The 21,417-nt window shown below is 63.0% G+C and carries 21 protein-coding genes and 2 pseudogenes; 16 read left to right on the plus strand and 7 right to left on the minus strand.

Annotation, left to right across the window (positions count from 1 at the left end; all coding sequences use genetic code 11):
- Positions 1-36: 36 nt before the first annotated feature.
- Positions 37-2,478 (plus strand): GcvT family protein, encoded by a 2,442-nt coding sequence (locus NKJ20_RS24110; RefSeq protein ID WP_352747516.1) that lies wholly within the window; start codon positions 37-39, stop codon positions 2,476-2,478.
- A gap of 4 nt (positions 2,479-2,482) precedes the next feature.
- Here the strand turns inward: NKJ20_RS24110 and NKJ20_RS24115 are convergent.
- Positions 2,483-2,813 (minus strand): annotated as a pseudogene (locus NKJ20_RS24115) (DoxX family protein).
- On the opposite strand from NKJ20_RS24115, the gene NKJ20_RS24120 reads away from it, so the two are divergent.
- Positions 2,748-2,906: a hypothetical protein gene (locus tag NKJ20_RS24120; RefSeq protein ID WP_352747557.1), complete on the plus strand. Its 159-nt coding sequence runs from the start codon at positions 2,748-2,750 to the stop codon at positions 2,904-2,906. The pseudogene NKJ20_RS24115 and the gene NKJ20_RS24120 overlap by 66 nt on opposite strands.
- Before the next feature lie 122 nt (positions 2,907-3,028).
- Here the strand turns inward: NKJ20_RS24120 and NKJ20_RS24125 are convergent, their stop codons facing one another.
- Together NKJ20_RS24125 and NKJ20_RS24130 are read right to left on the minus strand one after the other, a co-directional pair.
- Positions 3,029-3,805: a VOC family protein gene (locus NKJ20_RS24125; protein WP_352647022.1), complete on the minus strand. Its 777-nt coding sequence runs from the start codon at positions 3,803-3,805 to the stop codon at positions 3,029-3,031.
- A gap of 276 nt (positions 3,806-4,081) precedes the next feature.
- The gene (locus tag NKJ20_RS24130; RefSeq protein WP_352747518.1) at positions 4,082-4,531 is read right to left on the minus strand and encodes a cupredoxin domain-containing protein; all 450 of its coding nucleotides are present in this window, start codon (positions 4,529-4,531) and stop codon (positions 4,082-4,084) included.
- 220 nt (positions 4,532-4,751) lie between these two features.
- On the opposite strand from NKJ20_RS24130, the gene NKJ20_RS24135 reads away from it, so the two are divergent.
- The 5 genes from NKJ20_RS24135 (at position 4,752) to NKJ20_RS24155 (ending at position 8,953) form a co-directional block, all read left to right on the plus strand.
- Positions 4,752-6,116 (plus strand): NAD(P)-dependent oxidoreductase, encoded by a 1,365-nt coding sequence (locus NKJ20_RS24135; protein ID WP_352747520.1) that lies wholly within the window; start codon positions 4,752-4,754, stop codon positions 6,114-6,116.
- 2 nt (positions 6,117-6,118) lie between these two features.
- Positions 6,119-7,432 carry an NAD-dependent dihydropyrimidine dehydrogenase subunit PreA gene (preA, locus tag NKJ20_RS24140; protein ID WP_352473536.1) on the plus strand — a complete coding sequence of 438 codons (1,314 nt, stop codon included), beginning with the start codon at positions 6,119-6,121 and terminating at the stop codon, positions 7,430-7,432.
- 100 nt (positions 7,433-7,532) lie between these two features.
- Positions 7,533-8,051, plus strand: coding sequence for an RrF2 family transcriptional regulator (locus NKJ20_RS24145; RefSeq protein WP_352684717.1), 519 nt, complete (start codon positions 7,533-7,535; stop codon positions 8,049-8,051).
- A 13-nt stretch (positions 8,052-8,064) separates the two neighbouring features.
- Positions 8,065-8,523 carry a carboxymuconolactone decarboxylase family protein gene (locus NKJ20_RS24150; protein ID WP_352700215.1) on the plus strand — a complete coding sequence of 153 codons (459 nt, stop codon included), beginning with the start codon at positions 8,065-8,067 and terminating at the stop codon, positions 8,521-8,523.
- Between the two features lie 52 nt (positions 8,524-8,575).
- Complete coding sequence (locus tag NKJ20_RS24155) at positions 8,576-8,953, plus strand: DoxX family protein (RefSeq protein WP_352621815.1); 378 nt, start codon at positions 8,576-8,578, stop codon at positions 8,951-8,953.
- Between the two features lie 30 nt (positions 8,954-8,983).
- Here NKJ20_RS24155 and NKJ20_RS24160 read toward each other — a convergent pair.
- Positions 8,984-9,705 (minus strand): annotated as a pseudogene (locus tag NKJ20_RS24160) (SDR family oxidoreductase).
- Positions 9,702-10,553, minus strand: coding sequence for an SDR family NAD(P)-dependent oxidoreductase (locus tag NKJ20_RS24165; RefSeq protein WP_352747523.1), 852 nt, complete (start codon positions 10,551-10,553; stop codon positions 9,702-9,704). Before NKJ20_RS24165 ends, NKJ20_RS24160 begins: the two are co-directional and overlap by 4 nt.
- A 105-nt stretch (positions 10,554-10,658) precedes the next feature.
- Here NKJ20_RS24165 and NKJ20_RS24170 point away from each other — a divergent pair, with 105 nt between their 5' ends.
- Positions 10,659-11,531, plus strand: a complete 873-nt coding sequence (locus NKJ20_RS24170) for a helix-turn-helix transcriptional regulator (protein ID WP_352747525.1) — start codon at positions 10,659-10,661, stop codon at positions 11,529-11,531.
- A 101-nt stretch (positions 11,532-11,632) separates the two neighbouring features.
- Here the strand turns inward: NKJ20_RS24170 and NKJ20_RS24175 are convergent, their stop codons facing one another.
- Complete coding sequence (locus tag NKJ20_RS24175; RefSeq protein WP_352503191.1) at positions 11,633-12,274, minus strand: TetR family transcriptional regulator C-terminal domain-containing protein; 642 nt, start codon at positions 12,272-12,274, stop codon at positions 11,633-11,635.
- Positions 12,275-12,515: 241 nt separating this feature from the next.
- Here NKJ20_RS24175 and aptA point away from each other — a divergent pair, with 241 nt between their 5' ends.
- From aptA to NKJ20_RS24200, 5 genes are all read left to right on the plus strand, one after another.
- Entirely contained in the window at positions 12,516-13,844 is a 1,329-nt protein-coding gene (aptA, locus tag NKJ20_RS24180; protein ID WP_352471500.1) for an omega-aminotransferase AptA, read from the plus strand.
- Between the two features lie 109 nt (positions 13,845-13,953).
- Positions 13,954-14,400 carry an endonuclease domain-containing protein gene (locus NKJ20_RS24185; RefSeq protein ID WP_352747528.1) on the plus strand — a complete coding sequence of 149 codons (447 nt, stop codon included), beginning with the start codon at positions 13,954-13,956 and terminating at the stop codon, positions 14,398-14,400.
- A 3-nt stretch (positions 14,401-14,403) separates the two neighbouring features.
- Complete coding sequence (locus NKJ20_RS24190; RefSeq protein ID WP_352747530.1) at positions 14,404-15,654, plus strand: Zn-dependent hydrolase; 1,251 nt, start codon at positions 14,404-14,406, stop codon at positions 15,652-15,654.
- 58 nt (positions 15,655-15,712) lie between these two features.
- A complete protein-coding gene (hydA, locus tag NKJ20_RS24195; RefSeq protein WP_352747533.1) occupies positions 15,713-17,164 on the plus strand; it encodes a dihydropyrimidinase in 1,452 nt (483 codons plus the stop codon).
- A 29-nt stretch (positions 17,165-17,193) separates the two neighbouring features.
- Positions 17,194-17,535 carry a hypothetical protein gene (locus tag NKJ20_RS24200; protein ID WP_031211553.1) on the plus strand — a complete coding sequence of 114 codons (342 nt, stop codon included), beginning with the start codon at positions 17,194-17,196 and terminating at the stop codon, positions 17,533-17,535.
- Positions 17,536-17,570: 35 nt separating this feature from the next.
- Here the strand turns inward: NKJ20_RS24200 and NKJ20_RS24205 are convergent, their stop codons facing one another.
- Positions 17,571-17,975, minus strand: a complete 405-nt coding sequence (locus NKJ20_RS24205) for a cupin domain-containing protein (protein ID WP_352453397.1) — start codon at positions 17,973-17,975, stop codon at positions 17,571-17,573.
- 176 nt (positions 17,976-18,151) lie between these two features.
- Between NKJ20_RS24205 and NKJ20_RS24210 the strand changes: the two genes are divergently transcribed.
- The 3 genes from NKJ20_RS24210 to NKJ20_RS24220 all read left to right on the plus strand — a co-directional run bounded on the left by NKJ20_RS24210 (position 18,152) and on the right by NKJ20_RS24220 (position 21,382).
- Entirely contained in the window at positions 18,152-18,943 is a 792-nt protein-coding gene (locus NKJ20_RS24210; RefSeq protein ID WP_352453396.1) for an ABC transporter ATP-binding protein, read from the plus strand.
- Between the two features lie 427 nt (positions 18,944-19,370).
- Positions 19,371-20,249 (plus strand): ABC transporter permease, encoded by an 879-nt coding sequence (locus NKJ20_RS24215; RefSeq protein ID WP_352747536.1) that lies wholly within the window; start codon positions 19,371-19,373, stop codon positions 20,247-20,249.
- On the plus strand, positions 20,246-21,382 hold the full coding sequence (locus NKJ20_RS24220) for an ABC transporter permease (protein WP_352453394.1): 1,137 nt from the start codon (positions 20,246-20,248) through the stop codon (positions 21,380-21,382). Before NKJ20_RS24215 ends, NKJ20_RS24220 begins: the two co-directional genes overlap by 4 nt.
- Positions 21,383-21,417: the final 35 nt, after the last annotated feature.

The raw sequence follows: 21,417 nt of genomic DNA on the forward strand, positions 1-21,417 counted from the left end.
GTTCCCATCCAACTCGTTGACGTCAGAGAGAATCCCATGAAATCGCATGCAAAGGTCGTGGTTATCGGTGGTGGCGTCGTCGGGTGCTCCGTGCTGTTCCATCTGGCCCGTCACGGCTGGACCGACATCGTGCTCCTGGAGCGCAATGAATTGACCTCCGGCTCGACCTGGCACGCCGCCGGCGGCATGCACACCATCAATGGCGATCCCAATGTCGCCAAGCTGCAGAAATACACAATCTCGCTCTACAAGGAGATCGAGGAACTGTCCGGCCAGGCGACCGGCGTGCATCTGACTGGCGGCGTCTTGCTGGCGGCGACCGAGGCGCGCCTCGACTGGCTGCGCGGCGTCGTCGCCAAGGGCCGCTATCTCGGCATCGACCTCGAAGAAATATCGCCTGAAGAGGCGGCCGAGCTGATGCCGTTGCTCGACCCCAAGCAGTTCGTCGGCGCCGTTCGCAACAAGGAGGACGGTCATCTCGATCCCTCCGGCGTCACCCACGCCTACGCCAAGGCCGCGAGGAAGCTTGGTGCCGAGGTCGAGCGCTTCACCAAGGTCGAGGACATCGTGCGGCGCGCCGACGGGTTGTGGCGTGTCATCACCAACAAGGGTGAGGTGGTGGCCGAGCATGTCGTCAACGCCGGCGGCCTGTGGGCGCGCGAGGTCGGCCGCATGGTCGGGCTGGAGCTGCCGGTGCTGGCGATGGAGCACATGTACCTGATCACCGAGGACATGCCGGAAGTCGCCGCCTGGAACCAGAAGACCGGCACGGAGATCATCCATGCGGTCGATTTCGATGGCGAGCTGTATCTGCGCCAAGAGCGCGGCGGCATGCTGATGGGCACTTATGAAAAGGCCAACAAGCCTTGGTCCGAGTTCCAAACGCCATGGAATTTCGGCCACGAGCTGCTCGAACCCGACATCGACCGGATCGCGCCGTCGCTGGAGGTCGGCTTCCGGCATTTCCCGGCCTTCCAGAACACCGGCATCAAGCAGATCATCAACGGGCCCTTCACCTTCGCACCGGACGGCAATCCGCTGGTCGGGCCGGTGCGCGGCCTGCCGGGGTTCTGGGTGGCCTGTGGTGTCATGGCCGGGTTCTCGCAGGGCGGCGGCGTCGGGCTGGCGCTGTCGAACTGGATGATCGAAGGCGATCCCGGCGCCGATATCTGGGCGATGGATGTGTCGCGCTACGGTGACTGGGCGACGATGGCCTACACCAATGCCAAGGTGCGCGAAAACTATTCGCGGCGGTTTTCGATCCGCTTCCCGAACGAGGAACTACCGGCCGGCCGGCCGCTCAAGACGACACCGGTTTACGACCTGTTGTCGGCCAAAGGGGCGCAATGGGGGGTCGCCTATGGGCTGGAAGTGCCGCTGTGGTACGCGCCCGAAGGCGTCAAGGACGAATTCTCCTGGCGGCGCTCGAGCGATTTTGAGCATGTGGCGAAAGAAGTGGAGACGGTTCGGCAGGGCGTTGGTCTCTCGGAAATCTCGTCATTCGCCAAATACAGAGTGACAGGCAAGGGCGCTGCAGCCTGGCTCGACCGCCTGCTTGCCTGCAAGTTGCCAAGGCCCGGCCGCATGACGCTGGCGCCGATGCTGAAGGAAGACGGCAGGCTGATTGGCGATTTCACGCTGGCCAATCTCGGCAGTCCAAATTCGGAAAGTGACGATTGGTTCCTGGCCGGCTCCGGCGTCGCCGAGCAGTACCATATGCGCTGGTTCGAGGCGCATCTGCCGCAGGACGGCTCGGTCAGTATCGAAGCGTCGGGAGCAAAACTCACCGGCCTGTCGATCGCTGGCCTCAAGGCGCGCGCCGTGTTGGCAAAAGTTACGCGGGCGGACATATCGAATGCCGCGTTTCCGTTCATGGCCATCAGCAAGATGGATATCGGCATGGCGCCATGCCTGGTCGGGCGCGTCAGCTACACCGGCGATCTCGGCTACGAAATCTGGGTCGCGCCGGAATATCAGCGCGCCGCCTATCAGGCGCTGATGGCCGCGGGGGAGGAATTCGGCATCGGCCTGTTCGGCTCGCGCGCGCTCAACGCATTGCGGCTTGAGAAGAATTACGGCTCATGGGCGCGCGAATACCGTCCGATCTATGGGCCGCTGGAAGCCGGGCTCGACCGCTTCGTCGCCTACGGCAAGCAAGCCGATTTCATCGGCAAGCAGGCGGCGTTGGCCGAGCGCAAGCAAGGCGGCAGACTGCGGCTGCGGGCCTTTGTCGTCGATACTGTCGATGCCGACGTCATCGGCGACGAGCCAATCTGGTATGGCGGTGCCGTGCGCGGTTGGGTCACGTCGGGCGGCTACGCGCATCATTCGAAAAAGTCCGTCGCCATCGGCTATGTGCCGAAAGAGATTGCCGACGAAGCCGACGGCTTCGAGATTGAGCTTCTGGGCAAACGCCACGCCGCGCGCATGCAGCCGATCCCGCTGTTCGACGCGAATTTCGAGCGGATGCGTGGGTGACGTTTCAGGCACCGCGGCGGTTGTCCAGCGCCAGGGCGCCGGCGCCGGCGAACACCAGATAGAGGAAGATGAAGCAGAACGAGATCGCCGCATCGCCGCCATTGTTGACCGGGAAGAAACCCTGCGGCATGTGCGCCATGAAATAGGCGATCGCCATTTCGCCGCAGAGAAGGAACGCCCGGCCTGGTCAAAAGCCCCAATGCCAGCAGGATGCCACCGGCGAATTCAAGTAGGGCAGCGGTCAGCGTCAGCCCGGTCAGAGCGCCCGCGTGATCGCCGACGGGGAAATTGAACAGTTTCTGGGTGCCGTGCTCAATGAACTGCAGCGCCGTCATGATGCGCAAGGCGGCAAGGGCGAACGGTTGATATCCGGCGAGGCCTTCGAAAAGCTTCATCTACGACTCCATTTTCACCTATCCCGGCCATAGGTCATCGCCAAAGGCCGGACCATTCACATAGTCCGGCCTGCATTCAACTGTCGGTGAGTGAGTCGTGAGGCGTGCTGCAGCCTTGGGGCCGCACGATGGCGGCCCCGCGATCAGCGCGGCCGTTAATGCCCGGGCGCTGTCAGAGCAAAGTGCGCGCCTTGCGGGTCTGTGCACTGTACGATCCAGCTGCCGCCGGGGACCTCCATCGGACCCATCAGGATCTTGCCGCCATTGTCGGTGACGCGCTTGGCTGCCGCGTCGATGCCGGGCACGTTGAAATAGAACTGCCAGACCGGCGCCGGGATCTGCTCGGGCTTGTTCATCATGCCGCCAACGGGCTCGCCGCCGAAAGCGAAAAGCTGATAGACGCCCATCGGACCCATATCCATGGCGTCGCCCTTCTCCCAGCCGAACTGGCTGGAATAGAAATCGAACGCCGCCTTCCAGTCTGACGTGTAGAGCTCATGCCAGCCGATGTTGCCGGGGGTCGCCAACTGTAGCGGCGGCTGGTCGGGGCCGCTGGGCTGCAGGAAGTTGAACATCGCGCCTTGCGGGTCTGCAACGACGGCGAAGCGGCCGACGCCAGGAATGTCGTCGGGCTCGCGGTGAACCGCGCCACCAGCCTTCTTGAGGGAGGCCGTTGCGGCATCGACATCCCTGGTGAGGATATAACCGACCCAGGCCGGCGGCATGCCCATCTTGCGCGCGTCATCGGGCAGCGTCATCAACCCGCCGACGCCGCGCTCGCCGACATTCATGACGATATAGCGCGGCATGCCCTGGGCCCCTTCGAAAGGCTGCCCCCTCCAGCCCACCACTGAGGTGTAAAACGCCTCGGCGGCGTCGAGATCGGTGGTCATCAACTCGTACCAGAAGAAGGGCATGGGGGACTGTGGCATTGTCGTGCTCCTTGCGGTTTGTACATCGATCATGCGCGATCCATTCTAGGACGATCTTCACGACGAAAATCCGACAGCCAACCAAAAAAGATGACAAATTGGAAATGTTACCGGGTTGCGCGCCCTGCGGTTTTCGACTTTGCTCGCAGTCAACGAGGGGTTGTTGATCCATGCGCCGGATGTCGCTCACTTCCCTGACCAGAGCGGACCATCACCAGTCTAAGGGCTATCCCGCTGCCCGGAATGGTTGTGGAAGGCGTGGTGCGAAGCGAGGGGTCAGATCCAAGCAGCTATGGCTTCACGAGCAATCACCTCTATCGTGCATTCGAGACTGAGCAATAGAAAATGCGAACAGTCGTCTGTCGGCCCGGGTATTGATCGCAACCAGTGCGAGTTCTCGACTCGGAGGAGGGGCCATCTGTAGGAGGCTTGCCCGCCAGAGCCAATCAACGGGATTGAGCTGCTAGCGCTGACATGGGTCACTCCCAACATGTCGTCATGAGCCGAAAGTGCTAGCACTCCGTGGAAGTTGATCTTCAGGGTTCGTTCGGATGCCCCGATGAAGAAGTCGCCTTCGACGGCCAATTCAAAGTAGTTGTCGGATTTCAGACGCCACACCTGACAGGCAGCCAGCGGTAATTCTTCCACAGGCTCCCACCGCTGAACCGCCTCCTGAACAATGTCCATCACCTTCTCCAATGTTTGAAAATCGCGCACGATGCTCAAGCGCCTACCGCCCCGTAAGCGCTTTCGAACAGCTTGTCGCCACTGGTAGCCAATTCTGGGCGCCGCATCCATTGAGGCGCAACGGACGGCGCTCAAAAACATGAGTGCATTTATCATATTTTTATCGAGAGGTTTCAGCGGCTTGCGCCGAAAATTGACCAATTGATAAAAAAATAAAACGTGCTAGCCTTCTCCAAAACAAGAACATGGGGAACTGACGATGCCAGAAGGCCAGTTCAAGCAAGGCATTGCCGGCGGGCGGCTCTCGCCGGACCAATATGCCGACAATTTCGCCGACCTGCACCCGCCGCTCGATCATCACGAGGCGCTGGTCGAGTCCGACCGCTGCTATTTCTGCTATGATGCGCCGTGCATGAATGCATGCCCGACCTCGATCGACATCCCGCTGTTCATTCGCCAGATTTCGACGGGCAATCCCATCGGCTCAGCCAAGACTATTTTTGACCAGAACATTTTGGGCGGCATGTGCGCCCGCGTCTGCCCGACCGAGACGCTATGCGAAGAAGTCTGCGTGCGGGAGGTGGCCGAAGGCAAGCCGGTGCAGATTGGTCGCCTTCAGCGCTACGCCACCGATGTCGCCATGGCCGAAAACAAGCAGTTCTACAACCGCTCCGAACCGACCGGCAAGACGGTCGCCGTGGTCGGCGCCGGACCGGCCGGGCTTGCGGCCGCGCATCGGCTTGCCCGCCACGGCCACGACGTGACCATCCTGGAAGCCCGCCCGAAGCCCGGCGGGCTCAATGAGTACGGTATCGCCGCCTATAAGAGCGTCGACAATTTTGCCCAGGCCGAAGTCGACTATGTCACGTCGATCGGCGGCATCGACATCCAGAACGGCAAGGCGCTCGGCCGTGATTACCAGCTGTCGGACCTGACCAGGAATTACGATGCGGTGTTCCTCGGCATGGGGCTTGCCGGCGTCAATGCCTTGCGAGCGGATGGCGAGGAGGCGCAAGGCGTCACCAATGCCGTCGAGTTCATTGCCGAGCTTCGTCAGGCCAGTGATCTGGCCAGCCTGCCGGTCGGCCGGCGTGTTGTCGTTATCGGCGGCGGCATGACGGCGATCGACGCGGCGGTGCAGTCGAAGCTGCTCGGAGCCGAAGAGGTGACGATCTGCTATCGGCGCGGCCCGGAGCACATGAATGCCTCCGAATTCGAGCAGGATCTGGCTGCCGCCAACGGCGTCATCATCCGGCACTGGTTGCAGCCGAAGCGGGTCATTGCCGATGCCGGCAAGGTGTCGGCGATCGAGCTCGAATACACCGCGATGGACGGCGACAGGCTCGTCGGCACCGGCGAGCGGCTGACGCTCGTCTCCGATCAGGTGTTCAAGGCGATCGGCCAGAGCTTTGTCCCGGCTGCGCTCAACGGCAGCGGTGCGGAGGTCGCGCTGGAAGCCGGCCGCATCAAGGTCGATGCGGAAGGGCGCACCTCGCTGGCCAATGTCTGGGCTGGCGGCGACTGCATTTTCGGCGGCGACGACCTGACAGTCTCGGCCGTCGCACAAGGCCGCGACGCGGCGGAAAGCATTCATCGGGCACTGACCTCGAACGGGAGGGCATGAGCATGGCAGACATCCGCAACAATTTCGTCGGCATCAAATCGCCGAACCCGTTCTGGCTAGCCTCGGCGCCGCCGACCGACAAGGCCTATAACGTCATCCGCGCATTCAAGGCTGGCTGGGGCGGCGTTGTCTGGAAGACGCTCGGCGAAGAAGGGCCGCCGGTGGTCAACGTCAACGGTCCGCGCTACGGCGCGATCTGGGGCGCCGACCGTCGTCTGCTCGGCCTCAACAACATCGAGCTGATCACCGACCGCGACCTGCAGGTCAATCTGCGCGAGATCAAGCAGGTCAAGATGGACTGGCCCGACCGGGCGATCGTCGTCTCGCTGATGGTGCCTTGCGAGGAGCATGCCTGGAAGGCGATCCTGCCGGTAGTCGAGGAGACCGGCGCCGACGGCATCGAACTCAATTTCGGCTGCCCGCATGGCATGTCGGAACGCGGCATGGGTGCGGCGGTCGGCCAGGTGCCGGAATACATCGAAATGGTGGTGCGCTGGTGCAAGGCCAACACCCGCATGCCTGTCATCACCAAGCTGACGCCCAACATCACCGACATACGCAAGCCGGCACGAGCGGCCCTTGCCGGCGGCACCGACGCGGTGTCGCTGATCAACACCATCAATTCGATCACCGGCGTCAATCTCGACAATTTCGCACCTGAGCCGACGATTGACGGCAAAGGTTCGCATGGCGGCTATTGCGGCCCGGCGGTGAAGCCGATCGCCATGAACATGGTGGCCGAGATCGCGCGCGACCCGGAAACGAAGGGCCTGCCGATCTCCGGTATCGGCGGCATCACCACCTGGCGCGACGCCGCCGAGTTCATGGCGCTTGGCGCCGGCAATGTGCAGGTGTGCACGGCGGCGATGACCTATGGCTTCAAGATCGTGCAGGAGATGATCGCCGGCCTGGAAAACTGGATGGACGAGAAGGGCCATGCCTCGCTCGACGACATCATTGGCCGCGCCACTCCCAACGTCACCGACTGGCAGTATCTCAACCTCAACTACATCGCAAAGGCGCATATCGACCAGGAGGCCTGCATCAAATGCGGCCGCTGCCACATCGCCTGCGAGGACACCTCGCACCAGGCCATCACCAGCATGGTCGACGGCGTCAGGCATTTCGAGGTGATCGAGGCCGAATGCGTCGGCTGCAATCTCTGCGTCAATGTCTGCCCGGTCGAGAACTGCATCACCATGGAGCCACTGGCGGTTGGCGCGATCGATGAGCGCACTGGTAGGCCAGTGTCGCCGATCTATGCCAACTGGACGACGCATCCCAACAATCCGATGGCCAAGGTGGCGGCGGAATAGCATTTCGAAAAAAGCGGCGTCCATGGGCGCCGCTTTTTGACTTTCCTATTGCGGATAAAAGATATCCAAGATAATCTATATCCATGAACAGGAGAGCGCAATGAAGCTGGGCGAAGGCGTCGAAGCAGCCATCCACTGCGCCGCGATGCTCGCCGGCGTTGATGGCGCCGCGACCTTGCCAGGTGCTGCCATGGCCGAAGCGTTCGGGCTGTCGCCGAGCTATCTGCTTAAGCATCTCAACGCGCTGACTGCGTCCGGCATTCTGGAATCAGTGCCGGGGCCGTCCGGCGGCTACCGGCTGGCGCGGCCGGCGGAACGCATAACGCTGCTCGACATCGTGCTGGCCGTCGAGGGGCGTGAACCGGCGTTCCGCTGCGCCGAAATCCGCCAGCGCGGCCCAGCGAAGCTCGATGCCTCGGTCTATGTCAAACCCTGCGGCATCAACGTAGCCATGCTGAAGGCCGAGCGCGCCTATCGCGCCGCGCTCGCCGACGCCTGGCTGTCCGACATCGTTGCAGAATACACGGCCGATGCCGATCCCCGTTCGGTCGCCGCGAACTGCGCCTTCGTCGAGCGCCATCGGCGGCCGCAGAAATCAAGTTCAACCAAGCAAGCATGAAAGGCTACAGACGATGAAACAGAGGCTGCAATTTTTCGGCGCGGCGCCGGAGATCATGAAGGCGGTGTCAGCGCTCAACAAGGCAGTCGACGAATGCGGGCTCGAAAAAAGCCTGTTGCATCTGATCAAGCTCAGGGCGTCGCAGATCAACGGCTGCTCGTATTGCGTCGAGATGCATAGCCGCGAAGCGCGCCGCGACGGCGAAAGCGAGCAGCGGCTCTATCTCGTCTCCGCCTGGAAGGAATCGCCGCTGTTTTCAGAGCGCGAACGCGCGGCCTTGGCCTGGACCGACGCGCTGACCAGGATTGCCGACAACGGTGTGTCGGACGAACTCTATGCAAGGACGCTCGAGTATTTCTCGGAAGAGGAGCTGGTCAAGCTCTCGGTTGCGCTCGGCATGATCAACACCTGGAACCGGCTTTGCGTTCCGTTCCATGCAATCCATCCGATGCCAGCGGTCATGGCCGCTTGAGGACCAGGCGCACGGCCTTGGGCCGCGCGCCTCTTTTCCAAGGACCGACAGCATGTTTTCAAACTTTGATAGTGAGATTCTATTCGCCGCCCGCCTGCTGCTTGGCGGCGCCTTTGTCTTTGCCGGCCTGCGCAACATCCAGAATGCGGCGTTGGTGAGCCAATTGATGACGACGCGCGGCGTGCCGCAGGCGCGGCCGGTGCTGTGGCTGGGGATCGTCCTGCAGATCATCGCCGGAGCGTTGGTGATCGCGGGCATCTGGACCGCTGCGGCGGCGGCATGCCTGATCCTGTTCCTGGTTTTTGCTACGCCGATGTTCCATAATTTCTGGGATCATCAGGGGCCCGAGCGCGCGTCCCGCATCAACGGCTTTGTCGGCAACGTCGCGCTGACCGGAGGATTTCTGGCGCTGATCGCGCAGTCGCTTTGACAACGACTGATGCCTCTTGGAGGCAGCCGCTCACGCCGCATACCGCAAGCCGCCATCACAGGTCAGGACCTGGCCGGTGACGAAGCTGTTCGAAACCAGGAACGCAATTGCCTCGGCGACGTCCTCGGCGCGGCCGATGCGGCCGACCGGCGTCTTGCCGGCATACTCGGCAAACACCGCATGGCGCTGTTCATCGGGCAGGAAATCCCACCACGGCGTGTCGATGACGCCCGGCGCACGACATTAACGCGTAGCGGCTTCAGCTCCATTGCCAGGATCGGCACCACGGTCAGCAGCATGCCGTTGACGGCGGCGATGCCGGCGATACCCGGCGCCGACAATTGCGCCGACACCGCCGAGATGAAAGTCACCGAGCCGCTCTTGTTCAGGGTCGGCAAGGCGGCCTGCAGGCAGGAGAGCTGTGGCCGGACCTTCTCGTCGACGCCACCGCCGATGTCGGTCAGGTCAAGCGTTTCGAACGGACCGAGCCCCTTGCCGCCGCTGGCGGCCAGCACCAGGTGATCGAAAGGCCCGAGTTCGCTGAAGAACCGGCGAACCTCGTCCGGCTTCGCGGCGTCGAATGCAGCTTTTTCGACCGCGCCGCCAAGGCTTTGCCATGCATTGTCGAGCCTTTCCCGGTTGCGCCCGGTGATCGTCACCTTCATGCCCGGGCCAAGCAGCTTTTTCGCGGTGGCGAGGCCGATGCCGGAGGAGCCGCCGACGATCACGGCGTGCTGCGTTTTCTCGGTCATGAATTTTCTTTCTTCGATGTTGCGGAAGCGGGTGCGAGCGCGACAAGGCCGAGACTCAATTCACGCAACTGCTGCCTCGCCTTCGCGTCATAGGCTTGTGCATCGGCACGGGATTCCCTTTGGCCGTCGAAATAGAGGCCGCTTCGCCCTTCGAGTGCCGGCGATGTGGCGAGGTTGATGATGGCTTCGGCGCCGGTTTCGACCGAGCTCCACGGCGTGATGCCCGCCTGCCGCACCATCGTGGTGTTCATGTAGCTTGCCGGATGCAGGCTGTTGACGGTCACATTGGTGCCGTGCAGCTGCTCCGCCAGGTCGATGGTGAACATGATCTGCCCCAGCTTGCTCTGGCAGTAGGCACGGACGCCGTCATAGGAGCGGGTCAGCATGACGTCGTCGAAGTCGATCGCCTGCTGGCCGGCCGAGGCGACGTTGACGATGCGCGACGGCGCGCTGGACTTGAGCAGCGGCAGCAGCTCCATGGTGAGCAGGAAGCCGGCGAGATAATTGACGGCAAAGCGCAACTCGTAGCCGTCGGCGCTAACCTGTCGTTTGGAGTTGGGGCCGGCTGTGCCGACGCCGGCATTGTTGATAAGGATATCGAGCCGCTTGGTCCTTGCGCGCACCGCCTCGGCGAGGCGGCGGACTTCCGCCAGGGAGGAGAGGTCGGCGACCAGCAGCTCGGCCTTGCCGCCGGCGGCTTCGATTTCGGCCACGGTCGCCTTGCCCCTAGTCGCGTCGCGGCCATGCACCAGGATACGGGCACCGCCGGCGCCGAGCCTTTGCGCGACGACGCGGCCGACGCCGTCGGTCGATCCTGTGATGAGGATTGTCCTATCTTTCAGTTCCATGTTCAGAGCCTCCATCTCATCGCTCTGAACGGAAAGATGGGGCACCGGCCACTTGCCAAACAGTTCAAACTTTATCCTGGTATCGATACTGCTATAATAGCACCGATGGATTCACCGACACACTCCGCCGAAGACAGCCGCCGCCGCGAGCTTGGCGTCTTTCTGCGCTCGCGGCGCGAAAGGCTGACGCCTTCGGCCACCGGCATTTCGACCGGCCTGCGCCGGCGCACGCCCGGGCTGCGGCGCGAGGAGGTGGCGATGATCGCCGGCGTCGGCACGACCTGGTACACCTGGCTGGAGCAAGGGCGCGACGTGCGGCCGTCCGTCGAGGTGCTGACGGCGCTCAGTCAGGCGCTGCGCCTGGACACGGCCGAGCAACGGCATCTGTTCATTCTTGCCGGCCGCCCGCAGCCGGAGCGTCGCGTCGACGCGCCGGAAAAAGTCGATGGCCCGTTGCTGCACATGCTGCAGAGCCTGGTCCTCCAGCCGGCCTATGTCCTTGGGCGGCGTTGGGACGTGCTGGCCTGGAATTCTGCCGCGGCAGCCGTGTTCGGCGACTATGGCCTGCTGGAGGGCGATGCCCGCAACATCGTCCATATGGTTTTCACCAGCCCGCAGCATCGGCGCCTGCTCGTCGACTGGGAGGAACTGGCGCGTGCCGTGCTGGCGTCATTCCGGGCGGAAAGCGCCAGATATGTCGGCGACCCGGATTTCGAGCGGCTGATCGCGCTGATGACGCGCTCGAGCCCGGAGTTTCGCGCATGGTGGCCGCTGCGCGATGTGGCTCGCAACCTATCGGGTGTAAAGCATGTCAGGCATCCGACGGCAGGCGCCATGGCGTTCGAGCATATGAGCCTTTCGATCGACGACGGCTCGGACATGAAGCTGATCGTCTACACGCCGCTCGCCGAGCAGAACTCGATCGCCAAGCTGCAGAAGCTGCTCGATGCGCTGCCGGCCGAGCGGCGCAGCGCGTGAGCCCAGCTTCGTCATCCTGGGGTCTGCGCTGCGTCGCTCCGCTCCTTGCTGCGCCCCAGGATGACGAAGCAATGGGGGAGGTTTGCGACAGCCGAGCTGCCTCAGCCCTTCGGCTTCAGCCCGTCGATGAACAGCTGCTCGAGAAACCTTGCGGCATCCTCGAAACGGCCGTCGCCGCCGCGATCGGGGCCGAGCACGGCGCGGACCTGCACGTCGAAATCGGCATAATGCTGCGTCGTCGCCCAGATCGAGAAGATCAGGTGCCAGGGGTCGGTGCGGGCAATCTTGCCGGCGCGCATCCAGCCCTTGATGACATTGGCCTTCTCGTCGACCAGCGTCTTCAACTCGCCTTCCAGCATCGGCATGATGCGCGGCGCGCCCTGCAGGATCTCGTTGGCGAACAGCCGGCTCTCGCGCGGGAAATCGCGTGCCATTTCGAGCTTGCGCCTGATATAGCTGCGCAGTTCGGTCAAGGGGTCGCCGATATCGTCGAGTTCGCGCAGCGGCGCCAGCCAGGTGTCGAGAAGCCGCTGCATCAGCGTCTTGTGGATGTCCTCCTTGCGGCGGAAATAATAGAGCAGGTTCGGCTTCGACATGCCGGCGGCTTCAGCGATCTGGTCGATTGTCGAGCCGCGAAAACCGTTGGTCGAGAAGACTTCGAGCGCCGCCTCGAGGATGAGCTCGCGCTTTTCCACCTGGATGCGGGTGCGGCGAGGAGCAGAGCTTTCGACCGCATCCGTCACCTCGAAAAACCTTCGCTGCGAGGAGTGTCTGGACCAATTCTCTGGACCAGTTTTTCTCCGCCCTGTGGAGCGCACTTCGAAAGCCGCATTTCCGCTAGTAATCCCTTGACCGCTGATAAGGCGGTGCTAACGTTTGTCCAACCGGTCAAAAATTTGCGTAGCACGAAAACGTCGCGAAGACCAAGTTGGAAAGACCAGGCGTTAGCCGCACCGAAACAGGTTACAAGGGGAAGTCTCGGTCATGTCCAACCGGCTGAAAGTCACGCCGAACGATCTCAGTGCATTCTGGATGCCGTTCACGGCAAACCGGCAGTTCAAGCAGGCGCCGCGCATGATGGTGTCGGCCAAGGACATGCATTACACGACCAGCGACGGGCGCAAGGTTCTCGACGGCACCGCCGGCCTGTGGTGCGTCAATGCCGGCCACTGCCGCCCGAAGATCACCGAGGCGATCCAGAGCCAGGCGGCCGAGCTCGACTATGCGCCGGCGTTCCAGATGGGCCATCCGATCGTGTTCGAGCTGGCGAACCGGCTGGTCGACATCGCGCCGAAGGGCATGGACCATGTGTTCTTCACGAATTCCGGCTCGGAATCGGTCGAGACCGCGCTGAAGATGGCGATCGCCTATCACCGCGCCAAAGGCGAGGGCTCGCGCACCCGTCTGATCGGCCGCGAACGCGGCTATCACGGCGTCAATTTCGGCGGCATCTCCGTCGGCGGCATTGTCACCAACCGCAAGATGTTCGGCACGCTGCTCGGCGGCGTCGATCACATGCCCCACACGCATCTGCCGGAAAAGAACTCTTTCACCAAGGGCGTGCCGGAGCATGGCGCGGAACTGGCGAACGAGCTGGAGCGCATCGTCGCCTTGCACGACGCCTCGACCATCGCCGCCGTCATCGTCGAGCCGGTTGCCGGTTCCACCGGCGTCATCCTGCCGCCGAAGGGCTATTTGCAGAAGCTTCGCGAGATCTGCACCAAGCACGGCATCTTGCTGATCTTCGACGAAGTCATCACCGGTTTCGGCCGTCTCGGTACGCCGTTTGCCGCCGACTATTTCGGCGTCACGCCGGATATCATGACCACGGCGAAGGGCGTCTCCAACGGCGTCATCCCGATGGGCGCGGTGTTCGTGAAGAAGGAAATCCACGACGCCTTCATGACCGGCCCCGAGCACATGATCGAGTTCTTCCACGGCTACACCTATTCGGGCAATCCGATCGCCTGCGCGGCAGCGCTGGGCACGCTTGACACCTACAAGGAAGAAGGGCTGCTGACGCGCGGCGAGGAACTGGCGCCGTACTGGGAGGACGCGCTGCACTCGCTGAAGGGCGAGCCGAACGTCATCGATATCAGAAACATCGGCCTCATCGGCGCGATCGAGCTGGCGCCGATCGCCGGCCAGCCGACGAAGCGGGCCTTCTCGGCTTTTGTGAAGGCGTTCGAGCGCGGTGCATTGATCCGCACCACCGGCGACATCATCGCGCTGTCGCCGCCGCTGATCATCACCAAAGGCCAGATCAACGAATTGATCGACCACGTGCGCGAAGTGCTGAGGGCGGTGGATTGAACCAGGTGCAGCTTTCCCTCCCCCTCGAGGGGAGGGTGGCCGCGAAGCGGCCGGGTGGGGTCGGCGCGGCAGCGCGCCAGCCTGACCTTCGGCCGCATAGGTGCCTGTGATGCCCTGGACCCGCGTGAGCTTCGAAATGCGCCAAAAGGCGCGCGCGCTTCGAGTACATGCGACCAAAGGCGAATCGCTGCTTTGGTATGAACTGCGCGAATTGAAATCGGCTGCGATGAAATTCCGGCGCCAGTGTCCGATCGGGCCTTATATCGTCGACTTTGCCTGCCTTGCGGTAAAGCTGGTCGTTGAAGTCGATGGTGATCTGCACGAACAGGTGAAGGGCAAACGGCACGACGCCGTCCGTGATGCCTATCTGCGGTCGCTCGGGTTCGATATCTTTCGCGTCGAAGAGCCCAATGTCATAAACAGCGCTTGGCATGTCGGACAGGTGGTCAAGGAGAAGGTCGCGCGCATGTCAGCCGACCCCACCCGACCGCTTCGCGGCCACCCTCCCCTCGAGGGGGAGGGGGACGCTGGCGTGCCACAACCAATGAGGTTTTAGAATATGGCCGCCCCCGGCGAGAATCTGCGAATCAATTCAGACCGTTTGTGGGATTCGATAATGGAGATGGCGAAGATCGGCCCCGGCATTGCCGGCGGCAATAATCGCCAGACCGTGACTGACGAGGACGGCGAAGGGCGGCATCTGTTCAAGCGCTGGTGCGATGAGGCGGGGCTCGAAATGGGCGTCGACGAGATGGGTACGATGTTTGCCCGTCGCGAAGGCACCGATGCCAGCCTGCCGCCGGTCTATGTCGGCAGCCATCTCGACACCCAGCCGACCGGCGGCAAGTATGACGGCGTGCTCGGCGTGCTCGGCGGCCTGGAGGTCGTGCGCTCGCTCAACGATCTCGGCATCAAGACTAAGCACCCGATCGTCGTCACCAACTGGACCAACGAGGAAGGCGCCCGCTTTGCGCCGGCGATGATGGCGTCCGGGGTGTTCGCCGGCGTGCTCGATCAGGCCGACGTCTATTCGCATGTCGACAAGGACGGCAAGAAATTCGGCGAGGAGCTCGAACGGATCGGCTGGAAGGGCACCGAGAAAGTCGGCGAGCGCAAGATCCACGCCTTCTTCGAATTGCATATCGAGCAGGGCCCGATCCTCGAGGACGAGGGCATCGACATTGGTGTCGTCACCCATGGCCAGGGACTGAAATGGCTGCAGGTGACGTTGACCGGCAAGGAGGCGCATACCGGCTCGACGCCGATGCCGAAGCGGCGCAATGCCGGGCTCGGCATGGCGCGGGTGATCGAATTGGTGCACGAGATCGCCATGGACTATCAACCCGACGCCGTCGGCGCGGTCGGCCATATGGAGGTCTATCCGAACTCGCGTAACATCATTGCCGGGCGCACCGTCTTCACCATCGACATCCGCTCGCCGGAAAAGGAGGTGCTGGACGCCATGGACGGCCGCATCCGCGAAGGCATCGACACGATCTGCGACGCGCTCGACATCAAATATCAAATCGAGCAGGTCGGCCATTTCGACCCGGTCACTTTCGACGCGGGCTGCGTCAAGGCTGTGCGGGATGCGGCGGAGCGCCTGGGATATACGCATCGCAACATCGTCTCCGGCGCCGGCCATGACGCCTGCTGGATCAACCGCGTCGCACCCACCGCAATGGTGATGTGCCCCTGCGTCGACGGTCTCAGCCACAACGAGGCCGAGGAAATCACCAAGGAATGGGCAGCGGCCGGCGCCGACGTGCTGTTCCATGCGGTCGTCGACACGGCGGTGATTGTCGAATGATGGGATAGCCTCGCAACGCCGCTCACAAGAAGCGCGAAGAGAATAAGGGAACAAGAAAATGTCCAAAGTCATCAAGAATGGCACCATCGTCACCGCCGACCGGACGTGGAAGGCCGATGTGCTGTTCAAGCACGGCAAGATCATCGGCATCAGCTCGGATTTGCATGGCGACCATGAGTTCGACGCCAGCGGCTGCTATGTGATGCCGGGCGGCATCGACCCGCATACCCATCTCGAAATGCCGTTCATGGGCACCTATTCGGCCGACGACTTTGAATCCGGTACCCGCGCGGCCCTTGCCGGCGGCACGACCATGGTCGTCGATTTCTGCCTGCCGGCGCCGCAGCAATCGCTGCTCGAGGCCCTGCAGATGTGGGACAACAAGACTTCGAAGGCGTCCTGCGACTATTCCTTCCACATGGCGATCAGCTGGTGGGGCAAGCAGGTGTTCGATGAGATGGCCACCGTCGTTGACAGGGGCATTACCTCGTTCAAGCATTTCATGGCCTACAAGGGCGCGCTGATGGTCGATGACGACGAGCTCTATTCGTCGTTCCAGCGCTGTGCCGATCTTGGCGCGCTGCCGCTGGTCCATGCCGAGAATGGCGACGTCGTGGCGGCGCTGTCGCAGAAGCTGCTGGCGGCGGGCAACAGCGGCCCGGAGGGACACGCCTATTCGCGCCCGCCTGAAGTCGAAGGCGAGGCGACCAACCGCGCCATCATGATCGCCGACATGGCCGGTGTGCCGCTCTATGTCGTGCATGTCTCCTGCGAGCAGGCGCACGAGGCCATCCGCCGGGCGCGGCAGAAAGGCATGCGGGTGTTCGGCGAGCCGCTGATCCAGCACCTGACGCTCGACGAGAGCGAATATTTCAACAAGGACTGGGACCATGCGGCGCGCCGTGTCATGAGCCCGCCCTTCCGCAACAAACTGCACCAGGATTCGCTGTGGGCCGGCCTGCAGGCCGGATCGCTGCAAGTGGTGGCGACCGACCATTGTGCCTTCACCACCAAACAAAAGCGCAACGGCGTCGGCGACTTCACCAAGATCCCGAACGGCACGGGCGGGCTCGAGGATCGTTTGCCGGTGCTGTGGACGACCGGCGTCAAGACCGGCCGGCTGACGATGAACGAGTTCGTCGCGGTGACCTCGACCAACATCGCCAAGATCCTCAACATGTACCCGAAGAAGGGCGCCATCGTCGAAGGCGCGGACGCCGACATCCTCGTATGGGACCCGAAGCGCAAGAAGAAGATCACGGCCAAGAAGCAGCAGTCGGTGATCGACTACAATGTCTTCGAAGGTTTTGAGGTAACCGGCCTGCCGCGCTTCGTCTTCTCGCGCGGCGAACTGTCGATCGAGGAAAACGAGGTCAAGGCGAAGCCCGGCCATGGCGAGTTCGTCGCTCGCGAGCCGAACGCGGCGGTCAACCGGGCGCTGTCGACGTGGAAGGAAATTTCCGCGCCGCGCAAGGTGGAACGGACGGGCATCCCGGCGACGGGCGTTTGAGCTTGGCGAGCCACGGAGCGATTATCTCAATGGCCGCGGTGATCCTTGCCGCCGGGCCGGCGGCGGCTGACGTCCTTGCCGGCTCCTTTGGCAATGAGGTCGGTTGCGCTGGTGTACGGCTCGGTTATCAGGACAGCGACGATTATGTCGTGCTGACCGCCGACGGCGTCGAAACCTATGGCAGCGGCTGCCAGTTCGCACAGCGACTGACGACGGCGCCTGGCACCCTGTTGTTGAGCTCCACCTGTTTCGCCGAGGGCGAGGAGGGCACGACCACGGATGTCGTCAAGGTCATCAACAGAGGAGGGGACGGTTTCTTCGTGACCATTCCCGGCCTTGAAGAGATAGGACCGCTGAAATCATGTTCGTGACGGTGCCGATGACGACCGCTGCCTCGATGCCGGCGTCAGGCGACCAACCCGTCCAGTTCCGGCAGCAGGACGACGCTTTCCTTTTCGTTGGGATCGGTGCGGGCAATGACCGCCGAGGCGGGGCCGTCGCTCAGATTGGCCGGCAGATGCGGCACGCCGGGGGGAATATAGAAAAGATCGCCGGCCTTGACCACGATATGCTGTTCGAGCCGGTCGCCATACCAGGTATGGACTTCGCCGGAGAGCACATAGATCGCGGTTTCATGGTTTTCGTGCATATGCGCCTTGGCGCGGGCACCCGGCGGCATGGTCAGCAGATGCATGCAGATGCCGGACGAGCCGACTGTTTCGGCGGCGATACCGGCGAAATAACTCAGGCCCTGCTTGCCTTCATAAGAGCTTTCAGGGCGGATAAGATGGCAAGTCGGTTTGGGCGACATCGGGGCAACTCCGGGCGTCTATCTGATGGGACAAGGGCGCGTAGAACTGGGGCGCATAGAACTGGGGCGAGTAAAACTGCGGCGAGTAGGACTGGGCGAGTGGAAAGCAACATCGGGGTAAAATCAATGGGATTCCGGCCGGCGCCGCAGTGGCCGGAAGCGACAGGCTACGGCCGATGACGGGAGTATCGCCAGCCGTTGTTTCGGCAAGCAAGCTTGGCCTGACCTTCCAGACCAATGATGGTCCGGTACAGGCGCTGTCGAATGTCGACCTGACGATCGGCAAGGGGGAATTCGTGTCCTTCATCGGGCCCTCCGGCTGCGGCAAGACGACCTTGCTGCGCGTCATCGCCGATCTGGAGAAGCCGACATCGGGAGCCATCTCCGTCAACGGCATGACGCCCGAGCAGGCGCGCCAGAGCCGCGCCTATGGCTATGTCTTCCAGGCGGCCGCACTTTATCCGTGGCGCACGATCGAGCGCAATGTGGCACTGCCGCTGGAGATCATGGGCCTGTCCAGGGCGGAGCAGGCGGCGCGCATCAAGCGAACCCTCGACCTTGTCAACCTCAGCGGCTTCGAGAAGAAATACCCCTGGCAGCTTTCGGGCGGCATGCAGCAGCGCGCCTCGATCGCGCGGGCGCTCGCCTTCGACGCCGACCTTTTGTTGATGGACGAGCCGTTCGGTGCGCTGGACGAGATCGTGCGCGACCACCTCAACGAACAGCTGCTGGAGCTTTGGGAGCGGACCAACAAGACCATCTGCTTCGTCACCCATTCGATCCCCGAGGCGGTCTATCTGTCGACGCGCATCGTCGTCATGTCGCCGCGTCCGGGCCGCGTCAGCGACGTCATAGAATCGACGCTGCCGAAAAAGCGGCCGCTCGATATCCGCGAGACGCCGGAGTTCCTGGCCATCGCGGCACGCGTGCGGGACGGGCTGAGGGCAGGGCACAGCTATGATGATTGAGCGGGATGAGCTCCCTCCTCTCCCCAGCGGGGCTAGCGGGGCCACCCATGCCTTCGTCATCCTAGGGCGGAGCAGCCGCGAAGCGGCCTGCGCAGACCCTAGGATCCATGCCGTGACGTCGGCCGAAAGGCGCAAGCGGTTCAGAATATTCGCCGGGCAGAGCGGTGTGGAGGGAGCCATTTTCAGCACCGTTGCGGAGCGGGGAGGTTACGGCATGGATCCTAGGGTCTGCGCCGCGTCGCTTCGCTCCTTGCTTCGCCCTAGGATGACGAAGGCGTGGTTGGCCGCTCCCGATACGCACGCCGCTTCGCGGCGGTTCCGCCCTAGGATGACAAAAGCGCGGTCACCCTCCCCCGGCCTCCGCTTCGCTCCAGCCCTCCTCTCCCCGTCGGGGAGAGGAGGGCGCTTACCTGGCGAGGCCTGCTAGATGGACTCGTTTCGCGACAAGATCGTTCCGGTGACCTCGATCCTCCTGGGCGTCGTCGTCGTCTGGTACGTCATGGCCGTCATCCTCAACACGCCGTTCCAGCGCGATCTCGACCGCCGCGCCAATCAGACGCCGGGTGTTGTGGAATTCATCGGCAAGACGCTGGCGCAGCCGAAGCCGACGCTGCCGGCGCCGCATCAGGTGGCGGTGAACTTCTTCGAAAACACCTTTCTGCGCAGCATCACCTCGAACCGCAGCCTTGTCTACAATGCGTGGGTGACGCTGTCGTCGACGCTGCTCGGCTTTGCTTTCGGCACGGCGCTCGGCATCGTCATCGCCGTCGGCATCGTGCATGTGGCGACGCTCGACCGCAGTCTGATGCCGTGGATCATCGCCTCGCAGACCATTCCGATCCTGGCGGTGGCGCCGATGATCATCGTCGTGCTGGCGGCGATCGGCATCACCGGGCTTATCCCGAAGGCGCTGATCTCGACCTATCTGTCGTTCTTCCCGGTGGCGGTCGGCATGGTGAAGGGACTGCGCTCGCCCGAGCTTACCCATCTCGACCTGATGCACACCTATAATGCCAGTGCCTCGCAGACCTTCTGGAAATTGCGTGTGCCGGCTTCGGTGCCGTTCCTGTTCACCTCGATGAAGGTGGCGGTGGCCGCCAGCCTGGTCGGCGCCATCGTCGGCGAGTTGCCGACCGGCGCCGTCGCCGGCATCGGCGCCAAATTGCTCGCCGGCGCCTACTACAGCCAGACCATCGACATCTGGTCGGCTCTGGTTGCCGGGTCGGTGGTCGCGGCGCTGCTGGTGATGGTCGTCGGCATCGCCGGGCGCCTTGTCGACCGCGCCATGGGCGGAAGGCCGGCATGAGCTCCATCCTGAGCCTTTCCTCAATCACGCCTCGATCCTGGCAAGGGTATGCCGCGCTTGTCCTGCTTGTCGGCGCGCTGCTTCTTTGGCCGCTCGTCAGTGCTACGCCCGGTTACGGCATGGCGACTACGGTGTTGATTTTCATTTTGCTGCTCGTGGCAATCGAGGCCGACAACTTTCCACCGATGATCGGGGTGGTGTTGCTGTTCCTTGGCGCGCATGGCGCAGCGTGGATGCTGCTCGCCGGCATAACCGGCAATGAGGGCAGCGCTCGCGCATCCTTCTATCTGCTGCTCGTCGCGGCGTGGTTTCTGGCCTGGCGCTGCGTAACGGTCTTGTCGTCGTTTCGCCCGACGTCGCGCTGGGCGTCAACCGCCCTGCGCCTGATCATTCCGGCCATCTTCGGCGCCTGGATCCTGATCATCTGGGAGGCGGTGACGCGTGGTGCCGGCATTCCCTTCATCCTGTTGCCGCCGCCAAGCGCCATCGGTGCACGCATCGTCGGCTCGCTGCCGGTGCTGGGGGCCGATGTCAGGCAGACCATCTTCAAGGCGGTTATCTTCGGCTATGTGGTGGGGAGCAGCGCCGGCTTTCTCGTTGCCATCGCCGCCGACCGCGTGCCGTTCCTGCGGCGCGGGCTTTTGCCGATCGGCAATATGGTGTCGGCGCTGCCGATCATCGGCGTCGCGCCGATCATGGTCATGTGGTTCGGCTTCGACTGGCAGTCGAAGGCAGCGGTGGTCATCATCATGACCTTCTTCCCGATGCTGGTGAACACCGTCGCCGGGCTTGCCGCCTCCGGCCATATGGAGCGCGACCTGATGCGCACCTATGCCTCGAGCTACTGGCAGACGCTGTTCAAGCTGCGGCTGCCGGCGGCGGCACCCTTCATCTTCAATGCGTTGAAGATCAATTCGACGCTGGCGCTGATCGGCGCCATCGTCGCCGAGTTCTTCGGCACGCCGGTGGTCGGCATGGGCTTCCGCATTTCGACGGAAGTCGGGCGGATGAACATCGATATGGTGTGGGCGGAAATCGCAGTTGCAGCACTTGCGGGTTCGGTCTTTTATGGCGTGGTCGCTCTTTTCGAGAGAGCAGTCACGTTTTGGCATCCCTCTGTCCGTGGTGGATAGGGGCGGTGGGTTTAGGGCGCTAACTTCAGAGGGTA

Source organism: Mesorhizobium sp. M0185 (assembly GCF_040322175.1).
Taxonomy (GTDB): Bacteria; Pseudomonadota; Alphaproteobacteria; order Rhizobiales; family Rhizobiaceae; genus Mesorhizobium.